Source organism: Actinoplanes campanulatus, assembly GCF_014647795.1.
Lineage (GTDB): Bacteria > Actinomycetota > Actinomycetes > Mycobacteriales > Micromonosporaceae > Actinoplanes > Actinoplanes campanulatus.
Genome location: NZ_BMPW01000033.1, coordinates 20,325 through 46,983 on the forward strand (window position 1 = coordinate 20,325; position 26,659 = coordinate 46,983).

Sequence of the window (26,659 nt, forward strand, 5' to 3'; positions counted from 1 at the left end):
GCATGGCGGTGCGGTCCGGCGATCTTCTCGAAGCGCGCATGTGGGGGCACATGAGCACGACGGACCTGCCCGGTTCGGGGTTGCTCGCCGGTCGTTACCGACTGGTCGAGCGTCTCGGCGCCGGCGGGATGTCAGTGGTTTGGCGAGGGTTCGACGAAGTGCTGGGGCGGCAGGTCGCGGTGAAGGTCCTGCCGCCGTCGACGAGCGCGGACCCCTCGTTCCGGCGCAGGCTGCGCGCGGAGGCCCAGGCCGCCGCGCGGCTGACGCATCCCAATATCACCAATGTGTACGACTACGGCGAGGCCACCACGGTGGATGGCGAGCCGGTGCCCTATGTCGTGATGGAACTCGTCGACGGTGAGTCCCTGGCCGCCGTCCTGGCCCGGGTGCGGATGCTGAAGTGGCCGACCGCCGTGCGGATCTCCGCGGAGGTCGCGGCGGCCCTGGCGGCGGCACACGCCCGGGGCATCGTGCACCGCGACGTCACCCCGGCCAACGTGATGCTCACCCCGAGCGGCGCCAAGGTGGTCGACTTCGGCATCTCGGCGCTGATCGGGGAGAACGACACCGACCCGGACGGCAGCCTGATGGGCACCCCGGCCTACCTGGCGCCGGAGCGCCTGGAGGGTGGCGTGGTCAGCCCGGCCACCGACGTCTACGCGGTCGGCCTGCTGATCTACCGGATGCTGATCGGCCAGCTGCCGTGGGACGTCGGCACCACCACCGCCCTGCTGCGCGCCCATCAGTACACCGAGCCCGACCCGCTGCCGCCGGTCGACGGCCTGCCGTCCGGGGTGGAGGCGCTGGTCGCCCGCTGCCTGGAGAAGCACCCGGCGGACCGGCCGTCCAGTGCCGAGCTGGCGCACGTGCTGGCCGGCGCCTCGGCGAGCGCCCCGATGGTCACCTCCGGGTTCGACGCGGGCTGGGAGGACGGCGAGGACACCTTCATCCTCCCGTCGGGATACCCGTACTCCGGCTTCGGCCCGGCGGCCGCCGCGGCGGCGATGGCGGCCGGCGAGGCGACCGACCCGGACTCGCCCGGCCCGACCGTCCCGGCGGGCCCCACCGCGCCGTCGTCGAAGCCGTTCGAGAGGATGCCCGCCCGGGCCTCCTCCGCACCGCCGTTGCGGCCCGGCGCCGGCGGCCCACCGCCGGTCCCGGCCGACGGCCGTCCCGCCAACCGCAACCACGTCCGGCTGCGCCGGGTCGTGGTGGTGGCCGGCACGGTCGCCGTGCTGAGCGGCCTCACCTACGGCTGGACGGCGATCGGCCAGTCCGAGAAGACCCCGGCCGGCGCGTCGACGCCGCAGCCCACCGTGGTGCCCCCGGCCGGTCAGTGCGTGGTGAGCTACGCCGTCTGGTCCGACACCGGCGGAAGGTTCAAGGCCCAGGTGACGCTCGCCAACCGGGACGACACCCCGGTCCAGGGGTGGAGCCTGTGGTTCCTGATGAACGGGGACCAGATCCTCTCCGGCAACGGGAAGGTCCTGCTCAAGCAGGACGACCGGGAGGTCCGGGTCGCCTCGACCACCGTGATCGCCCCGCAGCGCACCACCACGATGCAGATCACCGGGCGCTACACCGAGAGCAACCAGGCGCCGCTGGTCTTCAAGCTCAACAACCAGACCTGCGAGACGTACGTGTCGTCCGAACCCGGCGAGCCGTCCCGCCCGGTGGAGATCCTCTCCGACGGTCAGGTGCGCCTCGGCGACCCGACCACCTCGCCGGGCATCTCGATCGGGCCCAGCGGCAGCGTGCACATCACCACCACGCCGGCGCCGTCGCGGACCACCTCGAAGCCGCCGACGGTCAAACCGGACCCGGGCGCCAGCACCACGAAGACGTCGGCTCCGGGCGGCACCGACCCGTCGGACACCATCGAGCCGTCGGTGCCCTCGTCCGAGGGCCCGTCGAACCCGGGCGGCATCGTCGACCCGACCGACCCGACCAAGCCGCCCGCCCCGGGCACGTCGCTCGACGAGGATTGCGACTCGGCGGATCCGGATTGCGCCGGAGGAACCGGGGGCGGATGACCGAAAGACGGGCCGTTCGGCCCGTTCGGCCCGGAAAACCACGGGCCGGCGAGCCGGCGATCGCGTTACGGTGAACGGGACCGACAGGCGCTTCTGCTCCACTCCGGTCATCCGGATTGCGGCATTTTGGCGCGGCGTGGCTGCCGGCCCATGTGGCACCCGAGTGGATGATGGGCGAGAGTCCGGCTACCACGTGGTGTCAGCCGATTCCAAGCAGGTCGTCGACATCGGGGAGTTCGACAAAATGTTCAGCACAGTGAAGGACCTGGCCGCCGAGGCGCTGTTCGTCTCGTACCTGCAGCCGTCCGAAAGCCCGACGCGGGCGTCCGTGGAGCAGGCGATCACCATGATGATCCTGCGCCACGGCAGTGACGGCTGTGCTGCCGGTGTGGCAACCGAGTTCGGCGACCACCCGGAGGCCGCGGTGCGGCGGATGGCGTGGGTGCACGCGGCGCTGGCTGAGGTGCTGGCCCCGCCGCGCATGCCGGTGCTGCACTGAAACCACCCCCTCGTTCGTGAACCCGGCCGCGATCACGGCCGGGTTCCGTGTTTAAACCTCGCCGGTCCGTCATGGTCCCCACCGGGCTGAGGTTTTTCATGAAAAAACTCCACAAATGCAACCGAGTTCGGCCGCCGCTGCACCCTACGGCGGCCACTGTTCTCCTTGTCAGCTGGTTTCACCAGCCGGTTAGTACAAGCGAGGAGGACTACGTGACCGCCACGACCGAACTCCCCGCCACCATCGGCACCGGCCACGATGCGCCGTCGGCGCACGACATCGAGGACCTGATCCGTGAAAACATGCCGATGGTTGGCCATCTGGTCCGGGAGCTCCTCAACCGGGTGCCCGGCCATGTCCACGCGGACGACCTCTCGTCCGCCGGCTTCGCGGCCCTGCTCAGCGCCGCCCGCTCCTTCGATGTGACCCGCGGCATCCCGTTCCACCGCTTCGCCGCCGTCCGGATCCGGGGCGCCCTGCTCGACGAGCTCCGCGGACAGGACTGGGCCAGCCGATCGGTACGGGCACGGGCCCGGCGCGCCGCCACCGCACGTCAGGAACTCACCGCCGCTATGGGGCGCACCCCCAGCGACGCCGAGGTCGCCGAGATGCTCGGCATCGGCATCTCCGAGCTGGCCAGCGTCGAGGACGATGTCCAGAAAGCCTCCCTGCTCAGCCTCCAGGGCTTCCCCACCGGCGCGGCCGAGGAGATGGTGCCGGAGACCTCCGAGGGGCCCGAGGACCTGCTGCTCAAGCGGGAACGCCTCGGCTACCTGCACCAGGCCATCCAGGCGTTGCCCGAGCGGCTGCGCCAGGTGGTGGAGGAGTCGTTCCTCCAGGAACAGCCGCTGAGCGAGGTGGCCGCCCGGCTCGGGGTCACCGAGTCGCGGATCTCGCAGTTGCGCACCGAGGCGCTGCGGTTGCTGCGGGAGGGCCTCAACTCCTCGCTCGCACCGGAACTGCTCACCGTGGCCGCGGGAGGACCCCGGACGCGGAAGGGCTGCCTCCAGCGGCGGCGCAGCGAGTACTTCGCGAAGGTGGCCCAGCAGGGGAGCCTGCACACCCGGCTGGCGCTGACCGACAGTCACGGCGTGCCGATCGCGGTCGCCGCCTGATCTCGCCGACGGGCGCGGATCCGGCCACGCCGGAAGTCCGCGCCCGTTTCGCTCCGAACTCGACGGAGCGTCGCCGGCCCACATCTCCGGCTCCCATGATCGTTCGGTCCGGGACTGCCGGCCCGCTGCGCGACGAAGTGGACGGTGACCTCGGCAGCCTCTTCCTCGTGCCGGCCGGGGCCTATCCGGCGGACCGGGCGGCGCGGATCGGGCCGGTCGAGGCGCTGCGCCGCGGAACGATCAGGACCACCCCGACAGCGGCCAGCCACAGGCCCCAGGCGGTGCTGCCGATCAGGCCCGCCGGCTCCCACACCGGGAAGCCCGGCACCGCGGTGGCCAGCACGTCACCCTGGTTGAGCAGGTAGAGCGCCGATGCGGCCAGCCCCGACCAGCCGATCCAGCGGGGCAGCACGCCGGACCGCAGCGCCACCACGCTCACCGTCGCCGACCACACGATCGCCAGCACCTGCCCGAGATGCTCGCCGAGCAGCGCGCCGCCGAACTGGTGCTGCGCCGTCCAGGCCGCCTCCAACGCCGGCCGGGTCGCCGCGTCGCCCTCCGCCCACGGGCCGGCCAGCGCGGGCACCACGAACACCCAGCGCAGGAAGCCGATCAGGGACAGCAGCGCGGAGGCCGCACCGATCGCGCCGGCCGTCCGCAACACCGGGTCCGTGCCGCGCCCCAGGGCCGCCGACATCATCGACATGGGTACGCCCACCAGCGCGTACGTCCACGCGACAGCGAACCACGTCCAGACCAGCGACGGGCCCCCGGCGTGGAACGAGGCGAGCACCACCGGAGCCGGTTCGCGCAGGATGTCCGGCCAGTCGAAGGTGGCCGACAGCACGCTGGAAGCCACCGTGAAACCCGCCGCCGAGGCCAGCAGAAGGCTGCCGGTCCAATTCTGTACGCCGTGCAGAGTCTTCATGCAGCGAATGCTGTACGGTGTGCGGAGATAAGTCAAGGGGGTTGCTGTGACCGAGCCCAGACGCCGGCCCGGACCGAAACGCGCGCTCACCGAAGAGGCCGTCCTCGACGCGGCGCTGACCCTGCTGGACACCGACGGGCCCGGCGCGGCCTCGATCCGGCGGATCGCGGCGGTCCTCGGAGTGTCGCCGAACTCGGTCTACACGTATCTCCCGGACAAGTCGGCCATCGAGCAGGCGCTGGTGGAACGGCTGCTCGGCGACCTGAACCGGGCCGCACCGGGCGGCGACGACTGGCGGACCGACCTGGAGGCGCTCGCCCTCGACCTGCGGCGGCGGCTCACCGCCCATCCGGGAGCCGTCCCACTGCTGCTCGGCGGCGCGATGAACGGGCCGGAGGCGCTGCTGCTCGGTGAGCGGCTACTCGACCTGCTGGCCCGCGCCGGGCTCTCCGCGGCGGAGGCGGCGCGCGGCGCGTACCTGATCATGGTCTATGTCCTGGGCGCGATCGCCCTGGAGGTGGCCGACGTGCCGCGGGCCGGCGCGCTGGCGCCGGAAGAGGACCGCATCGCCGCCCGGCGTGCGGCGATGTCCCAGGTCCCGGCGGCGATGTTCCCGCGCACGGCGGCCGCCGTCGACGTCACCGCCACCTGGATCGGCACCGACCAGTACCTCTGGGGCCTGCACCGGGTCCTCGACGGCCTGCCCACCCACGCCTGACCGGCCGCGTCCGGTTGTCCGGCCGGCTGTCAGGGCCGTCTCAACGACGTTGCGACAGACAGCCCTGACAACCAGCCGCTGTTTCGTGTCTCCCTCAAGACGCGATGGCCGGCCGGCGGCAGAGCGGATCGAGGGCGGCCCGCACCTCGCGGATGTCGGCGCCGACCGCGGTGGCCAGCACGCCCGGCCCGGCCAGCGGCATCACCGCCGCGTTCGGGCCGGCCACACCCGGCTCCGGGAGGCCGGAACCGGCGGCCACCAGCGTGCCCACCGCGCGGCCGCCGCCGAGCACGGCGGCGCCGTCCCAGCCCGGAGCGCCCGGACCGACCGCGAGTTCGTGCCGGTAGAGGGTGGCCCCGGCGTACCGGATAGTGGTGTCCGCCCGGACCGCGCCGGACGGCTCGTCGTGCCGCCCGCAGACCAGGTCGTCACGCCAGAGCAGCGTGCCGCCGTCGGCCACGTCGACCCGGGTCACCGCGATGTGGTCGCATCCGGCCGCCGCGATCAGCGGCTCCGGCAGCCAGCGCAGCGTGCCCCCGGCCGCGACCGTCGCGGTGACGGTCAGCCGGGACGGCGGCCCGGGCCGGCCGGGGAGGGCGAGCGAGGCCGCCACGCTGAGCATCTCCAGCACGGCGCCCGGCCCCACCTCGATGTCCAGCCGCAGGTCGTCGCCGCGCAGCGGCCCGGCCGCGCCACCGACCAGGTGCACCGTCGTGCCGCCGGCGCCTCGTGGCCCGGTGCGGCGCAGCAGCAGCGGCGACTCACCGCGCAGCACGGCGAGCCGCGTCCCGCCCCGCCCGTCCGCCTCGGCCACGACGGTCGCGCTCGCCCGCATGAAGCGGCTCGCCCCGGGGGTTGGTAGAGGTGCCGGTCGGAGGCCCGGATCGGCCAGGTCAGGCACCGGCGACGGCGGTTCGGGTCGCCACCAGGGCACGGATCCAGTCGGCCACCGGAGTGGCCCGCCGGTCCTCGGCCAGGGACAGGAAGACCGTCGGCAGGTCGTGACGCCGGGCCTTCGCGTCGCGGTCCATCACCGACAGATCCGCGCCGACCAGCGGGGCCAGATCGGTCTTGTTGATGACCAGCAGATCGGCGGTGGTGACACCGGGACCGCCCTTGCGCGGGACCTTGTCGCCGCCGGCCACGTCGACCACGAAGATCTGCTGGTCGATCAGCCCTTTGCTGAACGTCGCGGTCAGGTTGTCGCCGCCGCTCTCCACCAGTACCAGGTCCAGCGGCCCGAGCGCCGCCTCCAGGTCCTCGACCGCGTCCAGGTTGGCCGAGATGTCGTCGCGGATGGCGGTGTGCGGGCAGCAGCCGGTCTCCACGGCCCGGATCCGCTCGGCCGGGAGCACGCCGTTGCGGAGCAGGAAGTCGGCGTCCTCGGTGGTGTAGATGTCGTTGGTCACGACGGCCAGCCGCAACTCCTCGCCGAGGGCCCGGCACAGCGCCGCGACCAGGGCGGTCTTGCCCGACCCGACCGGCCCGCCGATGCCGACGCGCAGCGCACGGGCGCCGGTGTGCAGCGGCTCGTGCGGGTCCACCCCGGGCTCCGGGTGGGTGTGGGGGACCTCGTCGGGGCCGTGTTCGTGCAGGTCAGGGTGCATTTTCTCCTCCAGGTCAGGGTGCATTTTCTTCTCCGGTTCAGGATGCGAAGAGACGCACCTCCCAGGTGGCGTGGTGCTCGGCGCCGATGTCGAGCAGGGGAGCGCCCGCGGCCGGCAGGTCGTCGACCGGGTCGCCGTGCCGTTCCGCGGCGAGCGCCGCGATCCGGTCACATTCGGGGGCGAGCCGCGCCAGAAGCGCGTGTACCGCGTACGGATCAAGACCGAGAAGCCGGACCGCCGCGCTGGCCGAGCCGGTGATCGTGCCGTGCGCCGCCGCGACCGCCGCCTCGACGGGCGTCAGCCCGGCAGCCGAGGCCAGGGCGCCGAGCGCGACCGGCTGATGGGGTTCCCGCGACGGCAGCGAGGCCAGCCGCCACATCGCCCGCCCGGCCCGGAGCAGCGCACGCCCCTGCGCCCGGGAAGCCTTACGCAGCGCGGGCGAGGGAGTCCGGGCATCAAGCCCGGCGTCCAGTTCGGCGGCCCGCCCGACGTCCCCGCAGGCCGCCGCCGCGAACGCCGCCGACACGAGCCCACCGGTGGCGAGCCTCCCGCGCAGAAACCCGTCGAGCTCCCGGATGTCACGCACTCGCCCGGCGGCGATCTGCGGCTCCAGCCCGCCGGAGTGCGCGTGCCCACCGGAGGGCAGCCGCCCATCCGCAAGCAGCAACAACGTGGCCAGACTCATACCGCGAGCCCGCCCCACAACCGACCCACCTGGCGTGGCCCCGCCATCAGAAAAGGAAGTAGCGCTGGGCCATGGGCAGCTCGGCGACGGGATCCGGCTCGATGACGGCGCCGTCGATGCGTACCTCGAAGGTGTCCGCCGAAACCTCGATCCGCGGCATCGCGTCGTTGAGCGGCATGTCCGCCTTGCCCACCGACCGGGTGTCGGCGACCGGCACCAGCGCCCGTTTGACGCCGATCCGGTCGGTCAGCAACGCGTCGATGGCGGCCGGGGCGACGAACGCCAGGGACGTCTGGGCCGGGACCACGCCGTACGCGCCGAACATCGGCCGGGGCAGCATCGGCTGCGGGGTCGGGATGGAGGCGTTCGCGTCACCCATCTGGGCGTACGCGATCATGCCGCCCTTGAGGACGAGCGCCGGCCGGACCCCGAAGAATGCCGGATCCCAGAGGACGAGATCGGCCAGTTTGCCCGGCTCGACCGAGCCGATCTGCGCGGCCATGCCGTGCGCCACCGCCGGACAGATCGTATATTTCGCGACATAGCGTTTCGCGCGGTGGTTGTCCGCGGCCCCATCGCCCGGCAGGGCTCCGGTGCGCGCCTTCATCACGTGCGCGGTCTGCCAGGTACGCGTGACGACCTCCCCCACCCGCCCCATGGCCTGCGAGTCCGACCCGATCATCGAGATCGCCCCGAGATCGTGCAGGTGGTCCTCGGCGGCCATGGTGGACGGCCGGATCCGGCTCTCGGCGAAGGCCAGATCCTCCGGTACGGCCGAGTTGAGGTGGTGGCAGACCATCAGCATGTCGAGGTGCTCGCTGAGGGTGTTGCGGGTGTACGGCCGGGTCGGGTTGGTCGACGACGGCAGCACGTTGGGGTGCGACGCGACCGTGATGATGTCCGGCGCGTGCCCGCCGCCCGCGCCCTCGGTGTGATAGGCGTGGATGGACCGCCCGGCGATGGCCCGCAGCGTCTCCTCGACGAAGCCGGCCTCGTTCAGCGTGTCGGTGTGGATCGCCACCTGGACGCCGGACGCGTCGGCCACCCCCAGGCAGGCGTCGATCGCGGCCGGGGTGGTGCCCCAGTCCTCGTGGAGTTTGAAGCCGCCGGCCCCGCCGCGCAGCTGTTCCCACATCGACTCGGTGGACGTCGTGTTGCCCTTGCCGAGCAGCAGCACGTTGACCGGCCAGGCGTCGAGGGACTCCAGCATCCGGGCGAGGTACCAGGCGTTCGGGGTGACCGTGGTGGCCTTGGTGCCCTCGGCCGGGCCGGTGCCACCGCCGATGATCGTGGTGATGCCGGACGCCAGCGCGGTGTCCAGGATCGTCGGGCTGATCAGGTGTACGTGGCTGTCGATCGCCCCGGCCGTGAGGATCTTGCCGTTCCCGGCGATGATCTCGGTGCCCGCGCCGATGACCAGGCCGGGGTGCACGCCGTCCATGGTGTCCGGGTTGCCGGCCTTGCCGATGGCGACGATCCGGCCGTCGCGGATGCCGACGTCGGCCTTGACGATGCCCCAGTGGTCGAGCACCACGACGCCGGTGATGACGGTGTCCGGGGTGCCCTCGGCGCGGGTGGCGCGGGACTGGCCCATCGACTCGCGGATCACCTTGCCGCCGCCGAAGACGACCTCGTCGCCGGGCCGGGGCCCGGCGCTGCGGTCCTCCTCGATCTCGATCAGCAGGTTGGTGTCGGCGAGCCGGATCCGGTCGCCGGAGGTGGGTCCGTACAGGGCGGCGTAGCGGCCGCGCTCCAGAAAGCTCACCGCGGGCTCCCGTTGTGCTCGCCGTCGCCTTCGTCCTCGTCGAGGGAACCGGCCGGCTCGATGTCGGTGGGGTCGGTCTCGGGAGCGGCCGGCGGCTGGTCGAGCGGTCCGCCGGCGAGGCCGCGCAGGCCGGGCACGACCCGCTCGCCGGCCAGCGCCACCAGGGTCACGTCGCGGGGGATGCCGGGCTCGAACCGGACCGAGGTGCCGGCCGGGATGGCCAGCCGGTGCCCCCAGGCGGCGGCGCGGTCGAACTCCAGGGCAGCGTTGGACTCGGCGAAGTGGTAGTGCGAGCCGACCTGGACGGGCCGGTCGCCGGTGTTGCGGACGGTCAGGGCCACGGTGGGACGGCCGGCGTTGATCTCGATGTCGCCCTCGCCGTACAGGACCTCGCCGGGGATCACGAGATCGGCCCGTGCACGGTGACGAGCTTGGTGCCGTCCGGGAAGGTGGCCTCGACCTGCACCTCGGCCAGCATCTCGGGCACCCCGTCGAGGACGTCGTCGCGGGTGAGCACGCGGCGCCCGGAGTCCATCAGCTCGGCGACGGTCCGCCCGTCCCGGGCGCCTTCCAGCAGGAACGCGGTGATGACGGCCGTGGCCTCCGGATAGTTGAGCCGCAGGCCCCGCTCGCGGCGGCGCCGGGCGACATCGGCCGCGACGTGGATGAGCAGGCGTTCCTGCTCGTGCTGGCTGAGGAACAAAGGGAACCTCCTGTTAGCGCTCCGGAATGCTCGCAGGCGGAAGTTTCGGACGTGTGAACCTATGAGGATCAAAACACGGAACGGCCACGCCTTCCGTGCTTCCGCACGGTGGCGTGGCCGTTGGAGTTCGTTTACCGGACTACTTCGGCAGGCGTGCTCCGAGCAGCGGGGCCAGCATGGCGGAGTACCGGGTGGTGATGTGGTCGTCGTCGCGCCACACCAGGAGGTTGCCGACCACGTTGGGGCAGTCCTCGGCGGTGCAGAACCAGGCGGTCGGGTCGATCACCTGGACGCCGTTGGCCTTCGCGGCCTGGTCGACCAGCTGCTGCCGGGCGGGGATCTGGACCGCGTCGCCGGCCGAGGCGGCGCACCGGGAGATGTTGCGGGAGTGCTCGGCGAGGCACTCCGGCGCGTTGTGCCCGGGCCACGGGGTGTCCCGGATCTGCACCAGCTTCGTCCTCGGCGCCTTGATCGTACGGAAGGTGGCCGCCCACCCGTCCGCCCAGCGCTGGTCGGCGCCGGACGTCACCCGCTGGCCGCTCTCGTCCAGCAGCGGGTTGCCGTCGTTGCCGCTCGACGAGATCAGCACGAGGTACGGCCGGGTCTTCTTGATCTCGGCTAGCGCCTGGTCGCGCCAGACCGGGCACTCGGTGTAGGTGCGCTTGAGGGCGGTGCTGAAGGTGTGGACCGAGGCGGCGTGGCAGGCGCTCTTGGTGCGGACCAGCAGCTTCCAGCCGCGCTCCTTCGCGATCGCGTCGACGGCCGGGAACCAGTGCGCGGCGTGCGAGTCGCCGAGCAGGTAGACGGTCCGTTTGCCGGCCGGGTCGCCGAACACGCAGGGCCCCGGCACCTTGGTCTCCAGGTATTCCAGGTGGCAGTTGGTGCTGTAGTAGGTCGGCTTGTCCTTGCGCGCGTTCTGCACCCGCGGGGTGGTGTTGGCCGGCAGCTTCCCGGTGTCCACCGACGCCTCGATGATCCGGCGCAGTTCGCTCTCCGGGTCGGCGGCGGCCGCCACGACCTGGGTGGTGTCGATCGCCGGGTCGCCCTTGGCCAGCTGCGGCGGCTTCATGGCGCCGGCCTGGGCGACCAGGGCGGCCAGCGAGGACAGGGCCAGGCCGACGGCGAGGCCGCGGCGGGACCGGGCCTTCACCCAGGACTGGTTCCGGGCCGGGTTCTCCACCAGGTGGTAGGAGCCGATGGCCAGCACCAGGGAACCGGCCGACAGGCCGAGGTTGAGCGGGATGTTCGGTTCGACGTCCAGCATGTGCGGGACGATCATCAGGACCGGCCAGTGCCAGAGGTACCAGCTGTAGGAGTATCTGCCGATCTGCTGGAACGGCCAGGTGCCGAGCAGGGCCACGGCGCCGCCGCGGGGCGCCGCGCAGCCACCGGCGATGATCGCCGCGGCGCCGAGCACCGGCAGGGCGGCGGCCGAGCCGGGGAACGGGGTCTCGTCGTCGTAGAGGAACGCCGACACCAGCACGGCGGCCAGTCCGGCCCAGGTCAGGGCGGCGGCCAGGGCGCGGGGGAGCCCGGCGAGCCGGGCCGCGCCGACCGCGATCAGCGCGCCCACGGCCAGTTCCCAGGCGCGGGTGTGCGCTCCGAAGTAGGCCCACGGGGCGGACGACGCGGTCTGCGTGATGCTCACCGTGAGTGAGGCGGCGACCACCAGGACGAGCGTGACGATCACCGGGGTACGCCGTTTGCCCCACGCCAGCGCGAAGATCAGCAGGAGCAGCGGCCAGACCAGGTAGAACTGCTCCTCGACCGCCAGCGACCAGAAGTGCTGGAGCGGGGAGGGCTCGGCGTCGGCGTTGAGGTACTGCACGCCCTCGTTCGCGAGCCGCCAGTTGATCCCGTAGAAGGTCGCGTAGATCGCGTCGGCGGCGATCGACTTGAACCGGGTGGCCGGCATCCACAGCCAGCTCGCCGTCACGGTGACGAGCAGCACCACTGTGGAGGCGGGCAGCAGCCGGGTGGCGCGCCGGGCGTAGAAGGTGGCCAGCGAGATCCGGCCGGTCCGGGTCAGCTCCTTGAGCAGCAGCGTGGTGATCAGGAAGCCGGAGATCACGAAGAACACGTCGACGCCGACGTAGCCGCCGGCCAGGCCGGAGAGCCCCGCGTGCGACAGGACGACCAGGGTGACCGCGATCGCTCGCATTCCCTCGATATCCGGTCGGAATCCTGGGTGAGAGCGAGCGGGTGCCCCCGGAGAGGATTCCGGGCGGGCACTCTGGAGTTGTGTGTCGTACGAAACCGACATGTCCTACCTAAGCCTGCTGAAGGGCGACGGCACCCGCCGGGTAATCGGTCGCCGATCGTACCCGTGATGCCATAGGTGATCCACAGCCGGTTCATCACGCTTTCATGGCGAGGAAACCTCACACGCGCGCGGCGACCCCGTCGATCAACAGGTCCACGGCCAGCGCGAACCCGGTGTCGTCCGCCTCGCCGACCCCGATGAGCCGGCCCATGGTGCCGTTGACCTCGGTGTGCAGGAGCCCGCCGACGAGCACCGCGAGCACCGCGCCGGTCCGCTCGACCTCACTCTCCAGGAGTCCCGCGGTGCGCAGGACGGCGCAGAGGGAACGCCACATCGGGCCGTCGCTCCGGATGAAGTCGTCGGAGGCGAAGGCGTGCCGGATCAGGTTGCGGTGGGCCAGGCTGAGCGACCGGAATTCGTACGCCAGGCGGCGCAACTGCTCCTGCCAGGTGCCCTCGGCCACCATGATGTGCCGGGCCCCATCGGTCACCAGGCGGGTCACGCCGTCCAGAAGGGCGGCCTTGTTGTCCACGTGGTGGTAGAGCGACATCGGATTGACGCCCAGGTCAGCCGCCAATCGGCGCATGCTCAGCGCCGCCACGCCCTCGGCGTCGATGATTCTGAGCGCGCTCAGGAGGATCCCGTCCTTCGTTAGACGTTGATCACCCTGCCTTCCGTTTCCAGCCATACGCCGTATGGTAGCGCCATACACCGTATGGCTGAGGAGGATCCCCCTGTGACCGCCCCGATTCCCACCCCGCGCGGACTGCCGATCGTCGGCAATGGACTGCAGGTTCCGGTGGAGGGCACACACCGGTTCTTCGCCGACCTGGCCGCACAGCACCCCGGCGGCCTCTTCAAGCTCAACCTGGCCGGCCGGCACGTCGTCTTCGTCTACGACCCCGACCTGGTCGCCGAGGTCTGCGACGAGAGCCGCTTCTACAAGCCGATCGACCCGCCGCTCGCGCACGTCCGCGACTTCGCGGGTGACGGCCTGTTCACCGCCCGTGAGGGTGAGGAGGTGTGGGGCCAGGCGCACCGCATCCTGCTGCCCGCGTTCAGTCAGCGGTCCATGAAGGCGTACTTCCCGCAGATGCTGGAGATCGCCGAGAACCTGATGACCGCCTGGGCCGGCCGCACCGAGGTCGACGTCACCGACGACATGACCCGGCTCGCTCTCGACACCATCACGCTCGCCGGGTTCGGGCAGCGGTTCCGCTCCTTCGAGCAGCCGGAGCTGCACCCGTTCCTGCAGGCCATGGGCAGCGCGCTGACCGAGGCGATGAACCGGACCCGCCAGCTCCCGATGGTCACCGGCCTGAAGAAGAAGGCCGACGCGGCCTATCGTGCCGACATCGCGATCATGCAGGAGACGGTCGACGAGGTGGTCCGGGTCCGGCGGGCCTCCGGTCTCTCCGACACCCGCGACCTGCTCGGCCTGATGCTCGAGGCGTCCGACCCGGTCACCGGTGGGCGGCTGTCCGACGAGAACATCCGCAACCAGGTGCTCACCTTCCTGATCGCCGGGCACGAGACCACCAGCGGCACCCTCTCCTTCGCGCTGCACCACCTGATGCGCAACCCGCACGTGCTGGCACAGGCCTACGCCGAGGTCGACCGGATCCTGCCCGGCGACACCGTGCCCACCTACGAGCTGATCATGAAGCTCGACGTGATCCCGCGGATCCTCGACGAGACGCTGCGCCTCCACTCGCCGATCACCGCGATCGGCCTCGCCGCCCGGGAGACGACCACGCTGGGCGGGCGCTACGCCATCGAGGCGAACCAGAAGATCGCGGTGGTGCTCAAGCCGCTGCACACCAACCCGGCGGCCTGGACCGACCCGGAGACCTTCGACATCGACCGGTGGCTGCCGGAGCGGAAGGCGTCGCACCACCCGCACGCGTACAAGCCGTTCGGCAACGGCGAGCGGGCCTGCATCGGCCGCCAGTTCGCCCTCACCGAGGCCCGGCTCGCGCTCGCCATGATCCTGCAGCGGTTCGCGCTCTCCGACCCGCAGGGCCACGAGCTGACCATCAAGCAGACCCTCACCATCAAGCCCGAGGACTTCCGGCTCCGGCTGCGCCTTCGCCACGAGCACGAGCGCATCGCCACCTCCGCGCCGTCGGCCGCCGCCGTCACCGACGAGGTCGAGGTTCAGGCCTCGGGGGTACGGATGAGCGTCGCCTACGGGTCCAACCTGGGCACCTCCGAGGACCTCGCCCAGCAGGTCGCCGACCGGGCCCGGCGCTCCGGGTTCGAGGTGACCGTGCAGACCCTCGACGAACTGGCCGCCGACCTTCCCACCGAAGGACTGCTGACCGTCGTCACGTCCAGCTACAACGGCAAGGCGCCGGACAACGCGCAGGCCTTCGACGACCTCGACATCCCGGCCGGGGCGCTCGACGGCGTCAGGTTCGCGGTCCTCGGTAACGGCAACACGCAATGGGCCACCTATCAGGCGTACCCGAAGCGGGTTTTCGAGAAGCTCGCGGCGGCAGGCGCGGAACCGGTCGTCGAACGCGGTGAGACCGACGCCTCCGGCGACTTCGACGGCATGGCCACCACCTGGCTGGAGGGGCTGTGGACGGCGCTCGCCGCCGCCTACGGGACCGCGACGGCCGCCACCACCGGGCCGCGCTACTCGGTCGAGGTGCTCGGCGAGGACCAGATCCGGCCCGCCGTGGTCTCCGGGCAGGCCCACCCGGTCATGATCATGTCGGTGGAGGAGCTGGTCGGCGACCCCACCGGGCTGTGGGACTTCACCCGGGAGGCGCCCCGGCCGGGCGTCAAGGCGATCACCGTCCAGCTGCCGGAAGGGGTCGAGTACACCGCCGGCGACCACCTGGCCGTCTACGCCAAGAACGACCCGGAACTCGTCGACTGGGCCCTGCACACGCTCCGGGTGTCCCGCGACCTGGTGATCCGACTCGGTCAGGACGGCGAGCGGCCCAGCGGACTGCCGATCGGGATCCCGGTCACCGCCGGTCTGCTGCTCACCGACTTCGTCGAACTCCAGGAGCCGGCCACCCGCGGTCAGATCGGGGTCCTCGCCGAGCACACCCAGTGCCCGTGGACCACCCGGCAGCTGGCCGTCTGGACCGCCGACACCCCCGAGGCGCGCCAGGCGTACACCGACGAGATCCTCGCGAAGCGGGTCTCGGTGCTCTCCCTGCTGGAGCGGTTCCCCGCGGTCGAGCTGCCGTTCGGGGTGTTCCTCGAGCTCGTCGGCACGATCCGGCCGCGGTTCTACTCCATCTCGTCGTCGCCCGCCGTCGACCCGTCACTCGTGACGATCACGGTCGGCCTGGTGGACGGCCCGTCCCGCACCGGCAACGGCCGGTACCGGGGCATGTGCTCCCAGTACCTGGCCCGCCTGTCGCCCGGTGACGTCTTCTACGGCCACGTCCGGGTGCCGGCGCCGCCGTTCCGGCTGCCCGCCGACCCGGCCACGCCGATGATCCTGATCGGTCCGGGCACCGGCTTCGCCCCGCTGCGCGGCTTCCTCCAGGAGCGGGCGCTGCTGCCCGATCGCGGACCCGCCAAGCTGTTCTACGGCTGCCGGCACCCCGAGCACGACTGGCTGTACCGCGAGGAGATGGAGCGGTGGGCCGCCGACGGGGTGGCCGACCTGCACCTGGCCTTCTCGGCGGTGCCGGACCACCCGCACCGGTTCGTCCAGGAAGCCCTCGCCGAACAGGGCGACGCCGTGTGGGAGCTGCTGGAACGCGGCGCCCACATCTACCTGTGCGGCGACGGGGCCCGGATGGCGCCGGCCGTCCGCGACGAGCTCTACGCCGTCTACCGCCGCCACACCGGCGCAACGGCCGAGCAGGCGGAGTCGTGGCTGAACTCCCTCGAGGCGGAGGGCCGCTACCAGCAGGACGTCTTCGCCTGACCGGCTCGGAGTGGCGCCGGGCTGTCCGGTCCGGCGCCACTCCCGTACCCCTCGCCGGGTCTTGATCTTTTCCAGCTGTCAGGGCTGTCGCAACGCCGTTGGGGCAGCACCCACGGCCAGCCGAGTCGTTCAGCCCGCATCCGCGGACGGGCCGGCCGGGGTCGGGCTCGTGGGGTCGTCGGAGGATTCGCCGGCGGACGTGGAGGGCGAGACGCCGCCACTGGCGGAGGGGCTGGTGGCCGACGGGCGCGGGGAGCGCGGGCGGGTCGCCGGTGGCGGTTTGCGGGCGGTGGAGGCCGAAGGCGACGGGGTGGGGGACGCGCTCGGGAAGCCGGTCGGGCTCGGCGAGCCGGCCGGGGTGGGCGAGGGCGACGCGGGCCCGACCGGGAACCAGCCGAGCGCATCGGCCACGGTCAGCGCCATCATCGAGACGGCGAGCAACGTCAGTGCGACAGCGAGGATCGGCAGCCACCGTGCGGGTCGCGCGGGGATCGCCGGGCTCTCGTCGACCGGTGTCCGGATGGGCGGCCGGCGCGGGATCGGGGCGGTGACCGGCTCGGTGGCCAGAAGCGCGGCACGCACCACCTCATCGCCGCCGGCCGCGTCCGTCGCCGCGGCGGCCATCGCGGCGGCGGACGGGGCACGGGCGGCGGGATCCTTCGCGAGGGCCTGCTCGACCAGTTCACGGACCGCCGCCGGGACGGCCGGGGGCAGCGGCGGCGGCTCCTCGGAGACGTGGCGCAGCGCGATCGTGACGGCGTCGTCGCCGGTGAACGGGGGTGCCCCGGTCAGGCAGTGGTAGGCGACGGCGCCCAGCGCGTACAGGTCGGCGGCCGGACCGACCACCTGCTTGGACACCTGCTCCGGGGCGATGTAGCAGGCCGTCCCCACCACGTTGCGGGCGCCGGTCAGGGTCTGCGACGTCGCCGAACGGGCCACCCCGAAATCGACCAGCACCACGTTGCCGTCCGGCTCGATGATCAGATTGCCGGGCGTGACGTCCCGGTGCACGATGCCCGCCCGGTGCGCGGCGTGCAGGGCCCGGCCCGCCTGGGCGACCACCGCCATGGTCTCGGCGTGAGACAGCGGGCCGCGCTCGTTCAGCCGCTGATCCAGGGACTGGCCGTCGATGCGGGCCATCACCAGGAACGCGCCCTCGCCGGTGCTGCCGTAGTCGTACACCGCGGCGACACCCGGATGCCGCAGTGCGGCCATCGCCCGCGCCTCGTGCTCGAACCGCCGGCGGAAACTCGCCTCCCCGGCCGGCCCGGCCAGCAGCATCTTCACCGCGACCGGGCGGTCCAGGACGGTGTCGACGGCCCGCCAGACCTCGCCCATGCCCCCGGCGGCGATCCGGTCCTCCAACCGGTATCGCCCGCCGAGTGACTCTCCCGGTCCGGGCATGGATTCATCTTCTACGATCCATGCCCGTTCGCCTAGATCGGGAGACGAGCCTCCAGGAGCGGGGCCAGCATCGCGGCGTACCGGGTGGTGATGTGGCTGCTGTCCCGCCAGGTCAGGATGTTGCCGACCACGGCCGGGCAGACGTCGCCGTCGCAGAACCACGGCCGGGTCTCGATCACCGTGACCCCGTTCTTCCGGGCCTGCTGCGACACCAGCGCCTGCCGCGGCGGGAAGGCGAACGCCTCGGCCGCTGGGCGGGCGCATTTCGACGCCCGGTCCGAATGGGCGGCCAGGCACTCCGGAGCGTCCTTGCCCGGCCACGGGGTGTCCTCGATCATCACGAGCGCGGTGCCCTTGGCCCTGACGGCCTTGAAGGTGGCGGCCCAGCCGGCCACCCACAGCGCGTCCCGCTCCTCGGCGGTGCCCTCGTCGATCCGGTTGCCGGCCGCGTCCAGGAGGCCGCCGTTGTTGTTGCCGTTCGAGGCGATCACCACCATCTTCGGGTGGGTCCGCTTGATCTCGGAGAGGACGGTGTCGCGCCACTGGCTGCACTCGTCGTACGGGCGCTTGAAGACCTGGGCGTACGTCCGGACCACCGGCGCCTGGCAGGCGCTCTTGGTGCGGACCATCAGCTTCCAGCCGTGCTGCTTGGCGATCGCGTCCATGGCCGGGTACCAGTGCGCGGCGTGCGAGTCGCCGAACAGGTACACCATCTCCTTGCCGGCCGGGTCGCCGAAGACGCACTCGCCTGGGGCGGTCACGTCCGCGTACTCCAGGTGACACTTGCTCGGGTAGTACTTCGGCAGGTCGTAGTGGGCGCGCTGCACCTTCGGCGTGACGTTCGCCGGCAGCTCACCCATGCGGGCCGACTCGGCGATGATCCGCTTGAGCTCCGCCTCCGGGTCGGCAGCCGCCGCCACCACCTTGGCGGTGTTCACGGCCGCATCGCCCTTGGCCAGCTGCGGCGGCTTCATGGCTCCGGCCTGCGCGACCAGTGCGGCGGTCATCGACAGGGCCAGACCGACCGCGATGCCGCGGCGGGCGCCCTCCTTGACCCACGCGTGGTTCCGGACCGGGTTCTCCACCAGGTGGTACGACCCGACGGCCAGCACCAGCGCGCCGGCCGACAGGCCGAGGTTGAGCGGGACGTTCGGCTCCACGTCCAGCATGTAGGGGACGATCATCAGGACCGGCCAGTGCCAGAGGTACCAGCTGTAGGAGTATCTGCCGATCTGCTGGAACGGCCAGGTGCCGAGCAGGGCCACGGCGCCGCCGCGGGGCGTCGCGCAGCCACCGGCGATGATCGCCGCGGCGCCGAGCACCGGCAGGGCGGCGGCCGAGCCCGGGAACGGGGTGGCCTCGTCGTACATCAGCGCCGAGGTCACCACGGCCGCGAGACCCGCCCAGGTCAGGCCGGCGGCCAGCGGCCGGGGCAGGCCGGCCAGCCGGCTCGTGCCGATCGCCACCAGGGCGCCGATGCCGAGCTCCCAGGCACGGGTGTGCGCCCCGAAGTACGCCCACGGCGCCGACGATCCGGTCACCCGCACGCTGGTGATCAGCGACGCCACCACGATCAGGCACAGGGTGACGACCACCGCGGTGCGGCGTTTGCCCCACACCAGCGCGAAGATCAGCAGGAGTAGCGGCCAGACCAGGTAGAACTGCTCCTCGACCGCGAGCGACCAGAAGTGCTGGAGGGGGGACGGGGCGGCGTCGGCATTCATGTACTGGACGCCCTCGTGCGCCAGCCGCCAGTTGATCCCGTAGAAGGTCGCGTAGATCGCGTCCGAGGCGATCGACGAGAACCGGGTCGCCGGCAGCCACAGCCAACTGCCGACCACGGTGACCAGCAGGACCAGCGTCGACGCCGGCAGCAGCCGGGTGGCGCGCCGGGCGTAGAAGGTGGCCAGCGAGATCCGGCCGGTCCGGGTCAGCTCCTTGAGCAGCAGCGTGGTGATCAGGAAGCCGGAGATCACGAAGAACACGTCGACGCCGACGTAGCCCCCGGCCAGCCCCGAGATCCCGGCATGCGACAGCACCACGAGAGTCACCGCGACGGCCCGCATGCCCTCGATGTCCGGCCGGAATCTGAGGTGTGGCTGGACCGGCCTGACCTCGTTCTCCGGTCGGAGTGCCGCGGTTTGTGTGTCGTGGATAACCGACATGTCCTGCCTAAGGGAACTCAGTGCCGCCGGTCCGCCCGGAGGGTTAGCTGAGCGATCTTACATATCGATCCCAAAGCTTGCACACAGCTCTTTCACTGGTTGTTCACCAGCTGGTCGGCCGGGTCGGCGGCCTCGTTCTCGCCGGTTTCGGTCTCGTCCTCCCCGGGCTCGCTGGTCTCGTCGTCGGGGGTCTGCTCCGGTGTGGACGTCTCCCCGGCCGTCGGCTCGGTGGTCGGTCCGGTGGCCGGCCCGGTCTGGCTCCCCGCGGGCCGGGTGGGCGTCCGGCTCGGTTCGGGAGTGGCTGATCTCTTAGGCTTCGGGGTCTTGTCCTGATAGTTCGTCTTGTTATCCGGTCCGCCCTCTTCGTCCTTCTGCTCCACGGTTCGGGGCGCCGAACTCGCCGGAGCCTCGGGCACGAGCCGGTCGATCCTCTCCGGGCCACCGAAGAGCCCGAAGGGATCCGCCGCGGCGACCACACCGGCCACCCCGAGGATCACGGCCGCCGCCACCGCGAGAACCCGCCGCCGGTTCCTCTCCCCGGACGCTCCGCCCCCATTTCCGGTCGCCACGCTCATGCCGGTGCCCACTGGTCCGGCGCCTGTGCCCGCTGTTCCGGCGCTCGTTCCGGCGCTCGCTGTTTCTGTGCTCATGCCGGCGCTCGCTGTTCCGGCGCTCATGCCTGCGCTCGCCGTTTCGGCGCTCATGCCGGCGACGGCAACTCCGGCGCTCATGCCGGTGCTGGCCGCGCCGGTCTCATCTGCGGAGCCCGTGCCCGCTCGAGTGGTCTCACCCGTGCCCGCTACGAAGCCGCCATCCGCCGGCTCGGCGTCGTCGGACGCAGACGCTTCACCCGCCGTCACCGTGCCGTCCGGGCCGTTCGCCGCGGTGATACTCGGCGTGGCGGCCCAGCCCTCCGTCGCGGCCGCGGTCTGACCCGCGATGTGATCCTCCGGCACGGCCGGGCTCGGCACGGCCGGCGTGCCCGCCGTCGCGGTTGAGCGTTGGGCGGGGACCGCGGGACCTCCGCCGGTCGAGCCCGGATCGATGGTCTCGCTCTCCTCCGAGGTCGCTCCGGCGGGGACGACCCCGGCGATGCCGAACCAGGGCGCACCGGTCCTCGTCTTCGCGAGACCGTCGTCGCCGGGCTCGAATGGCGTCGCCGGGGCCGGGCCGGTCGCGATTCCACCGGCGCCAGACGCGGCGGGTTTTCCCCCAGCTCGGGCTCCGAGCCTGACGGCGGGCGTCTTCCCGGCTTGGCTCGCGAGCTCGGCGGCCGGTGTTTCGCGGGCTCGATCTCCGAGCCCGGCGGCGGGTGTCTCCCCAGCCTGGTTCGTGAGCCCGGCCGTTGATTTCCCGGCCTGGTTCGTGAGCCCGGCCGCTGCCGAGGCGGCCTCGGCCATGGCCTCGGCGGACGGGAAGCGCGCCGCCGGATCCTTCGCCAGCGCGGTACGGACGAGCGCGTTCACCTCGGGCGGCACGTCGTCCGGCAGCGGCGGCGGCTCCTGATCGAGATGCTGGAGGACGATCGCGATCGGGTTCTTGCCGAGGAACGGCGGATGCCCGGCAAGGCAGTGGAACGCCAGAGCACCCAGCGCGTAGACATCCGAGGCGGGACCGGCCTCCTGCTTCGTCACCTGCTCCGGCGCGATGTAGAGGGCGGTCCCGATCACCTCCCGCGCTCCGGTCAGCGTGCCGGAATGGGCGGATCGTGCCACCCCGAAGTCGACCAGGACCACCGTGCCGTCCGGCTCGACCAGCAGGTTGCCGGGCTTGACGTCCCGGTGCACGATCCCGGCGGCGTGTGCGGCCGCCAGGGCCGAGGCCGCCTGCGCCACGAGCGACATGGTCTCGGCCGGGGTGAGGCGGCCGCGCTCGCCCAGAATCCGGTTCAGCGGCTGCCCGTCGACCCGGGCCATGACCAGGTAGGCGTCCTCGGTTCCGGTGCTGCCGAAGTCGTACACCGCGACGACACCGGAGTGGCGGAGGGCCGCGAGCGCCCGCGCCTCGTGCCGGAATCGTCGCTGGAAGCCGGCATCGCTGGCCCGGTCGGCGAGCAGGGTCTTGACCGCGACGGCCCGTCCCAGAACGGTGTCGGTCGCCTGCCAGACCTCGCCCATGCCGCCGGAGGCGATGAGATCGTCCAGCCGGTAACGTCCGCCGAGCAACTCTCCGGGGTGAGGCATGAATGTCCCACTACCCAGGAGAGTTCGCGGCTATCCGTCCGCGGTCATGGCCCGGTGTAGAGAATGGCGTCGATCTCGATGTCGAAGCCGACCAGCGGCACGGGCAGCGTCGTGCGCACGGGACGGTGCTCCCCCTTGATGTACTCCTGGTAGATCTCGTTCATCTCCGCGAAGTCGCCGAAGTCGCGCAGGTAGACACCCACCCGCACGGCGTCGTCCAGGCTCGCGCCGGCGGCCTCGGCCACCGCCGCAAGATTGCGGAACGCCGCGTGCGCCTGCTCGGCGAAGCTGCCGGTCACCCGGGTGCCCTCCGGCAGCGCGGGGATCGCCCCGGCCAGATAGATCGTGTCGCCGGCGACGACGGCGTGTGAGTAGGGACCTCCGGCGGGTGCCGCCTTGTCGGTCATCACAGCGCGCTTGGGCATCAGGAACTCCTCGGTTTCGGTCTCGGGAACTGATCGGCCAGCCCGTCCACGTCGACGAGTGGCGTGGTGAGCAGGGCACGGATGTCGTGATCGCGGCGTGCCAGGGCGGCGTGCTGCGCGTCGGTCAGTGGGATCCACGGCGCGGGCGGCGCGGAAAGTTTCGGCGGTAGTGGGCGGCCGTCCACATAGGTGGACCGGTTGATCAGGCGGAGCGGGGAGATCCGGACCTGGCGGTGCGCGTCGGAGACCGGGAACGGCTCCTCCCGGACCTCGAAGATCGCGAAGTCGGCCGGAGCGCCGACCGTGAGCGAACCGCCGGGGAGGCCCAGCGCCCGCGCCGGGTGTGTGGTCGCCGCGGCGACCACCTCGGGCAGCGTCATCCCGGCCGCGAGCAGCTTCGCCATGGTGGTCGGCAGGTCGAAGGCCGGCCCGTGCAGGGACCGGGCGTGCAGGTCGGTGGAGACGGTGAACGGCAGCAGACCCGCCTCGAGCTGGGCCTCCAACACGTCGAAGGCGAACCCGCCGGAGCCGTGGCCGATGTCCAGCAGGACACCGCGTTCGGCGGCCGCCCGGATCGCCGGGCCCAGCGGCGTGGCGATGCCGCTCGCGCAGTGCGTCACGATGTCGCCCGGGCGCAGCAGATCGAGCACCTCAGCCAGGGCCGGCGGGGACGTGCCGATGTGGACCATGACCGGCACCCCGCAAGCGTCCGCTGCCGCGAGCCCGCGGCGCAGCGGCTCCACTCCGTTGTCGCCCACCGTGTCGGCGTCGATGCGAACTTTCACCCCGGCCAGCAGATCGCGGTTCGCCTGGATCGTGTCGATCGCCAGAGCGGTGTCGCAGTTCGCCAGATCGCGGCACTCGCCGGTGCGCCCGGCCAGCCCCACCGCGGAGATGTTGAGCAGCGCCGGGATCCGCACGGCGGCCGACTCGGCGGCGCGCCGCAGGCCGGCCAGCGTGAACGCCCCGGCCGAACCCGCGTCCACCCAGGTGGTGACCCCGGAACGCCAGGCGACGGCATCCGGATCGATGCCCCAGTAGCCCGGCCCGACATGCGTGTGCAGATCGATCAGGCCCGGGGTGACCAGGCAGCCGGTCACGTCGACGACCCGGCGTGCGTCGTGGGGCAGGCCGGCGCCGACCGCCGCGATCCGCCCGTCGCGGATCCCGAGCTCCTGATCGCCGCCGGTCAGCAGCAGGTCGAATCTCATCCTCGAGCACCGCCCGCCACGCGGCCGGTCCCGTCCGGGCCGTCGGGCGACGACACCGCGGGGGCGCGGCTCGCGGCGAGCGCGGCGGTGATCGCCAGGCGGTAGAGGCGGGCGGGGCGACCCTTGTGATGCGGCTGGGTGCTGCCCTCCGCGACGACCAGACCCGCCTCGGTGAGCTTGCGGATGAGCCGCCGGCCGCTCGGGTCGGTGATGCCGAGCGCCTCCGCCACCTCGCCGGGTGAGACCGGCCGGCCCGCGAGGGAACGCTCCAGCGCGGTGAGACGGGACAGGGTGGCCGGGCTCAGGCCGGCCCGGCCGGCCAGCTCCTCCAGGCCGCCGTGCTGACGGTAGGTGTAGGTGAGCGGCGATCCGCCCGCACCGCCCATCGGGCCGATCATCACGCCGTCGTCGGTGATCAGGTAGGCGGTGGGGGCGCCGTCGCGCTCGGCCCGGTCGGCCGCCTGCTCGGCGAGGGACACGCTGTGCCGGGCCGAGGGGCCGATGCCGAACCCGGCGAACGCGCCCACCGGCCCGCTCTCCCGCTCGGTGGCGTCGTGCCAGGAGACCGGGGCCGTCACCCAGTGCCGGGTGAACCTCTCGAAGACGGCGGCCGGTGCGAACGCCACCACGTCACGTGTGCCGTGCTCCTGCATCCAGGCGTCGCCCAGCTCCGGGACCTCCGCCAGAGCCCGGCGCAGGGCGGCCCGCGCGCCCGTCTCCGGGGAGCGGAAGACGGCGGCCGCGAACCGCTGCTCGTCGGCCCGCCGCCGACGGATCCGTAGTGCCAGCTCGTGCAGGTCGGCGCGGATCGTGCCGGGGGTGGCCAGCGCGTGCAGGACGGCGGCGCGGCCGTCGAGGGCGGCGGCGACACCGGTCCGCACGGTGATCACATAGCTCGCGCCGGTGCTGTCCAGACGGGCGCGGTGGAACCGCACCACCTCGGCGAGCGACTGCTCCGGGTCGAACGGCAGCGTGGCGACGGCGGACCGGTCGAGATCGAGCGCCGCGGCGACCTCGTCGACCGTCTCGGTGGCGAAGGTGTCGATGCTGACCGGGGTGGCCGGCCAGCCGTTGCCGCGAGCCCGGGCCCAGGCCAGGGCCAGGTCGAGGGCGGCCGACCGGGTGACCGCGACGGGCAGGCCGGCGGGGATCAGGTCACGGGCCCGCGACCAGGGGACCAGGCCGAGCAGCAGGCCGTCGAGCCCGCCGGTGGCCAGCAGCTCGCCGACCCGGTCGCGGATCTGCTCCTCGCTCTCGTAGACGGCCCAGGAGAAGGAGACGCCGGTGAGCGTGCGCGCGGCCTCGGCGAAACGCTCCCGGTGGCCGGCGTGCACCACCAAACCGATGATCATCACCGCTCCTCTTGTGGTTCGTATGTGGTGCGTATTAGCGTCCTCCATGACGAAGGCGTGGTCAAGGAGGTTCCGTGAACGAACCAGTTACGAGCCTGATTCCGCTCCCGCGAGCGGTCAACGGTTCGGCCGGGTCCTTCCGGTTGGAGACCACCACCAGCCTGTCAGCCGATCCGGGGGCGGAGGCGGTCTCCGGATGGTTGCGGGCGGCGCTCGGCCCCGCGACCGGTTGCCCGCTGCCACCTGGCGAGGGAGGCATCCGGATGCGTCTCGATCCGGGCCTCCCGCCCGAGGGCTACCTGCTCGACGTGACCCCGGCGGGCGTGCACATCGGGGGCGGTTCGGCGGCGGGCGTCTTCTACGGAGCGCAGACGTTGCGCCAGCTCCTGCCCCCGGCGGCGCTGCGCAGGGCGGCGATCTCGGCCGGCCCGTGGGAGATCCCCGCTCAGCGGATCACGGACGAGCCCAGGTTCGCCTGGCGTGGCGTGCTGCTCGACGTGGCCCGCCACTTCATGCCCGTCTCCGACGTGCTCCGCTTCATCGACCTGGCTGTCTTCCACAAGCTCAACGTGCTGCACCTGCACCTCACCGACGACCAGGGCTGGCGGATCGAGGTTCCCGGCCTGCCCCGGCTCACCGAGGTCGGCTCGTGGCGGTCCGCCAGCATGCTCGGCTCGCGTGGCCACGAGCGCTATGACGGGCGGCCGCACGGGGGCTACTACACCACCGCCGACCTGCGCGAGATCGTGGCGTTCGCGGCCGCCCGCCACATCACCGTCGTCCCCGAGGTCGACATGCCGGGCCACATGCAGGCGGCCATCGCGGCCTATCCCGAGCTGGGCAACGGGTTCGCCGGCCCGGTGCGCAGCGCCTGGGGGATATCCGAGCACGTCCTGAATGTCGGCCCGGAGGCGCTCGACTTCTGCCGGGCCGTGCTCGATCACGTCTGCGACGTCTTCCCCGGTGAGCTGATCGGCATCGGCGGCGACGAGTGCCCGACCACGGAGTGGCGGGACAGCCCGTCCGCCCGGCAGCGGATCCGCGCCGAGGGCCTGGCCGGCCCGCACGAGTTGCAGCCCTGGTTCACCGCCCGGCTGGCCGAGCATCTCGCCACCCGGGGCCGCCGGCTGTTCGGGTGGGACGAGATCCTGGCCGGTGGGGCGCCACCCGGCGCGGTCGTCGCCGCCTGGCGGGGGCGTGCGCCCACCACCCACGCGGTTCGCGCCGGGCATCAGGTGGTGGCGTGTCCCGACATCGCGGTCTACCTCGACTACCGGCAGTCCGACGATCCCGGCGAGCCGACACCGGTCGGCACCCGGCTGACCCTCGCCGACGTGTTCGCGTTCGATCCCGTCCCGGACGGGCTCAGCGAGTCCGAGGCGGCCCTGGTGCTCGGCGGGCAGGCCAATGTCTGGACCGAGCATCTGGAGTCCGCCCGCCGGGTCGACTACCAGGCCTTCCCCCGGCTCTGCGCGTTCGCCGAGACGGTCTGGGGGCCGCCCGGGCGCGACTTCGCCGGCTTCTCCGCGCGGCTGCCCGCCCATCTGGCCCGCCTCGACGCGCTCGGCGTCGGTTACCGGCCGCTCACCGGTCCCCGGCCGTGGGATGCCCGGCCCGACGCACCGGGCCATCCCCGGGACCTGGCCGGCCGCCTGGCCGAGCTGCACGAGATGACCGCCGGCCTGCGGCGGGTGGCGACATGACG

General features: G+C 72.4%; 21 protein-coding genes. 6 read left to right on the forward strand and 15 right to left on the reverse strand.

Features of this window, described 5'->3' with window-relative positions; all coding sequences use genetic code 11:
* The first annotated feature begins 50 nt into the window (after positions 1-50).
* The 3 genes from IEZ13_RS41480 (at position 51) to IEZ13_RS41490 (ending at position 3,647) form a co-directional block, all read left to right on the forward strand.
* Positions 51-2,033 carry a serine/threonine-protein kinase gene (locus IEZ13_RS41480; RefSeq protein WP_229795698.1) on the forward strand — a complete coding sequence of 661 codons (1,983 nt, stop codon included), beginning with the start codon at positions 51-53 and terminating at the stop codon, positions 2,031-2,033.
* 70 nt (positions 2,034-2,103) lie between these two features.
* Positions 2,104-2,532: a hypothetical protein gene (locus IEZ13_RS47210; protein ID WP_229795699.1), complete on the forward strand. Its 429-nt coding sequence runs from the start codon at positions 2,104-2,106 to the stop codon at positions 2,530-2,532.
* 212 nt (positions 2,533-2,744) lie between these two features.
* Positions 2,745-3,647, forward strand: coding sequence for a sigma-70 family RNA polymerase sigma factor (locus IEZ13_RS41490; RefSeq protein ID WP_183215304.1), 903 nt, complete (start codon positions 2,745-2,747; stop codon positions 3,645-3,647).
* Positions 3,648-3,828: 181 nt separating this feature from the next.
* Here the strand turns inward: IEZ13_RS41490 and IEZ13_RS41495 are convergent, their stop codons facing one another.
* Positions 3,829-4,575, reverse strand: a complete 747-nt coding sequence (locus IEZ13_RS41495; RefSeq protein WP_183215302.1) for a DUF4386 domain-containing protein — start codon at positions 4,573-4,575, stop codon at positions 3,829-3,831.
* Between the two features lie 46 nt (positions 4,576-4,621).
* Between IEZ13_RS41495 and IEZ13_RS41500 the strand changes: the two genes are divergently transcribed.
* On the forward strand, positions 4,622-5,293 hold the full coding sequence (locus tag IEZ13_RS41500) for a TetR/AcrR family transcriptional regulator (RefSeq protein WP_183215300.1): 672 nt from the start codon (positions 4,622-4,624) through the stop codon (positions 5,291-5,293).
* A 94-nt stretch (positions 5,294-5,387) separates the two neighbouring features.
* Here the strand turns inward: IEZ13_RS41500 and IEZ13_RS41505 are convergent, their stop codons facing one another.
* From IEZ13_RS41505 to IEZ13_RS41540, 8 genes are all read right to left on the reverse strand, one after another.
* Positions 5,388-6,128 carry an urease accessory protein UreD gene (locus IEZ13_RS41505; RefSeq protein WP_183215298.1) on the reverse strand — a complete coding sequence of 247 codons (741 nt, stop codon included), beginning with the start codon at positions 6,126-6,128 and terminating at the stop codon, positions 5,388-5,390.
* A 58-nt stretch (positions 6,129-6,186) separates the two neighbouring features.
* A complete protein-coding gene (gene ureG / locus IEZ13_RS41510; RefSeq protein WP_373293097.1) occupies positions 6,187-6,924 on the reverse strand; it encodes an urease accessory protein UreG in 738 nt (245 codons plus the stop codon).
* 13 nt (positions 6,925-6,937) lie between these two features.
* Positions 6,938-7,585 carry an urease accessory protein UreF gene (locus tag IEZ13_RS41515; RefSeq protein WP_183215296.1) on the reverse strand — a complete coding sequence of 216 codons (648 nt, stop codon included), beginning with the start codon at positions 7,583-7,585 and terminating at the stop codon, positions 6,938-6,940.
* 46 nt (positions 7,586-7,631) lie between these two features.
* Entirely contained in the window at positions 7,632-9,350 is a 1,719-nt protein-coding gene (locus tag IEZ13_RS41520; protein WP_183215294.1) for an urease subunit alpha, read from the reverse strand.
* Positions 9,347-9,754 (reverse strand): urease subunit beta, encoded by a 408-nt coding sequence (locus IEZ13_RS41525; protein WP_183215292.1) that lies wholly within the window; start codon positions 9,752-9,754, stop codon positions 9,347-9,349. The genes IEZ13_RS41520 and IEZ13_RS41525 overlap by 4 nt, the downstream gene beginning before the upstream one ends.
* Positions 9,751-10,053, reverse strand: coding sequence for an urease subunit gamma (locus tag IEZ13_RS41530; RefSeq protein ID WP_183215291.1), 303 nt, complete (start codon positions 10,051-10,053; stop codon positions 9,751-9,753). The genes IEZ13_RS41525 and IEZ13_RS41530 overlap by 4 nt, the downstream gene beginning before the upstream one ends.
* Before the next feature lie 139 nt (positions 10,054-10,192).
* Positions 10,193-12,214 (reverse strand): acyltransferase family protein, encoded by a 2,022-nt coding sequence (locus tag IEZ13_RS41535; protein WP_183215290.1) that lies wholly within the window; start codon positions 12,212-12,214, stop codon positions 10,193-10,195.
* Positions 12,215-12,434: 220 nt separating this feature from the next.
* A complete protein-coding gene (locus IEZ13_RS41540) occupies positions 12,435-13,004 on the reverse strand; it encodes a TetR family transcriptional regulator (RefSeq protein WP_183215288.1) in 570 nt (189 codons plus the stop codon).
* A 48-nt stretch (positions 13,005-13,052) separates the two neighbouring features.
* Here IEZ13_RS41540 and IEZ13_RS41545 point away from each other — a divergent pair, with 48 nt between their 5' ends.
* The gene (locus IEZ13_RS41545) at positions 13,053-16,214 is read left to right on the forward strand and encodes a bifunctional cytochrome P450/NADPH--P450 reductase (protein WP_203833628.1); all 3,162 of its coding nucleotides are present in this window, start codon (positions 13,053-13,055) and stop codon (positions 16,212-16,214) included.
* Positions 16,215-16,343: 129 nt separating this feature from the next.
* On the opposite strand, the gene IEZ13_RS41550 is transcribed toward IEZ13_RS41545, so the two are convergent.
* The 6 genes from IEZ13_RS41550 to IEZ13_RS41575 form a co-directional block, all read right to left on the reverse strand.
* Positions 16,344-17,618, reverse strand: a complete 1,275-nt coding sequence (locus tag IEZ13_RS41550; protein ID WP_183215284.1) for a serine/threonine-protein kinase — start codon at positions 17,616-17,618, stop codon at positions 16,344-16,346.
* A 32-nt stretch (positions 17,619-17,650) separates the two neighbouring features.
* Positions 17,651-19,684 (reverse strand): acyltransferase family protein, encoded by a 2,034-nt coding sequence (locus IEZ13_RS41555; protein WP_183215282.1) that lies wholly within the window; start codon positions 19,682-19,684, stop codon positions 17,651-17,653.
* 191 nt (positions 19,685-19,875) lie between these two features.
* Entirely contained in the window at positions 19,876-21,966 is a 2,091-nt protein-coding gene (locus IEZ13_RS47215; protein WP_203833629.1) for a serine/threonine-protein kinase, read from the reverse strand.
* Between the two features lie 44 nt (positions 21,967-22,010).
* Entirely contained in the window at positions 22,011-22,391 is a 381-nt protein-coding gene (locus IEZ13_RS41565) for a RidA family protein (protein WP_183215280.1), read from the reverse strand.
* Positions 22,391-23,602, reverse strand: coding sequence for an amidohydrolase family protein (locus tag IEZ13_RS41570; RefSeq protein ID WP_183215278.1), 1,212 nt, complete (start codon positions 23,600-23,602; stop codon positions 22,391-22,393). Before IEZ13_RS41570 ends, IEZ13_RS41565 begins: the two co-directional genes overlap by 1 nt.
* Complete coding sequence (locus IEZ13_RS41575) at positions 23,599-24,954, reverse strand: helix-turn-helix domain-containing protein (protein WP_183215276.1); 1,356 nt, start codon at positions 24,952-24,954, stop codon at positions 23,599-23,601. Before IEZ13_RS41575 ends, IEZ13_RS41570 begins: the two co-directional genes overlap by 4 nt.
* A 74-nt stretch (positions 24,955-25,028) precedes the next feature.
* On the opposite strand from IEZ13_RS41575, the gene IEZ13_RS41580 reads away from it, so the two are divergent.
* A complete protein-coding gene (locus IEZ13_RS41580; protein ID WP_183215274.1) occupies positions 25,029-26,657 on the forward strand; it encodes a beta-N-acetylhexosaminidase in 1,629 nt (542 codons plus the stop codon).
* Positions 26,658-26,659: the final 2 nt, after the last annotated feature.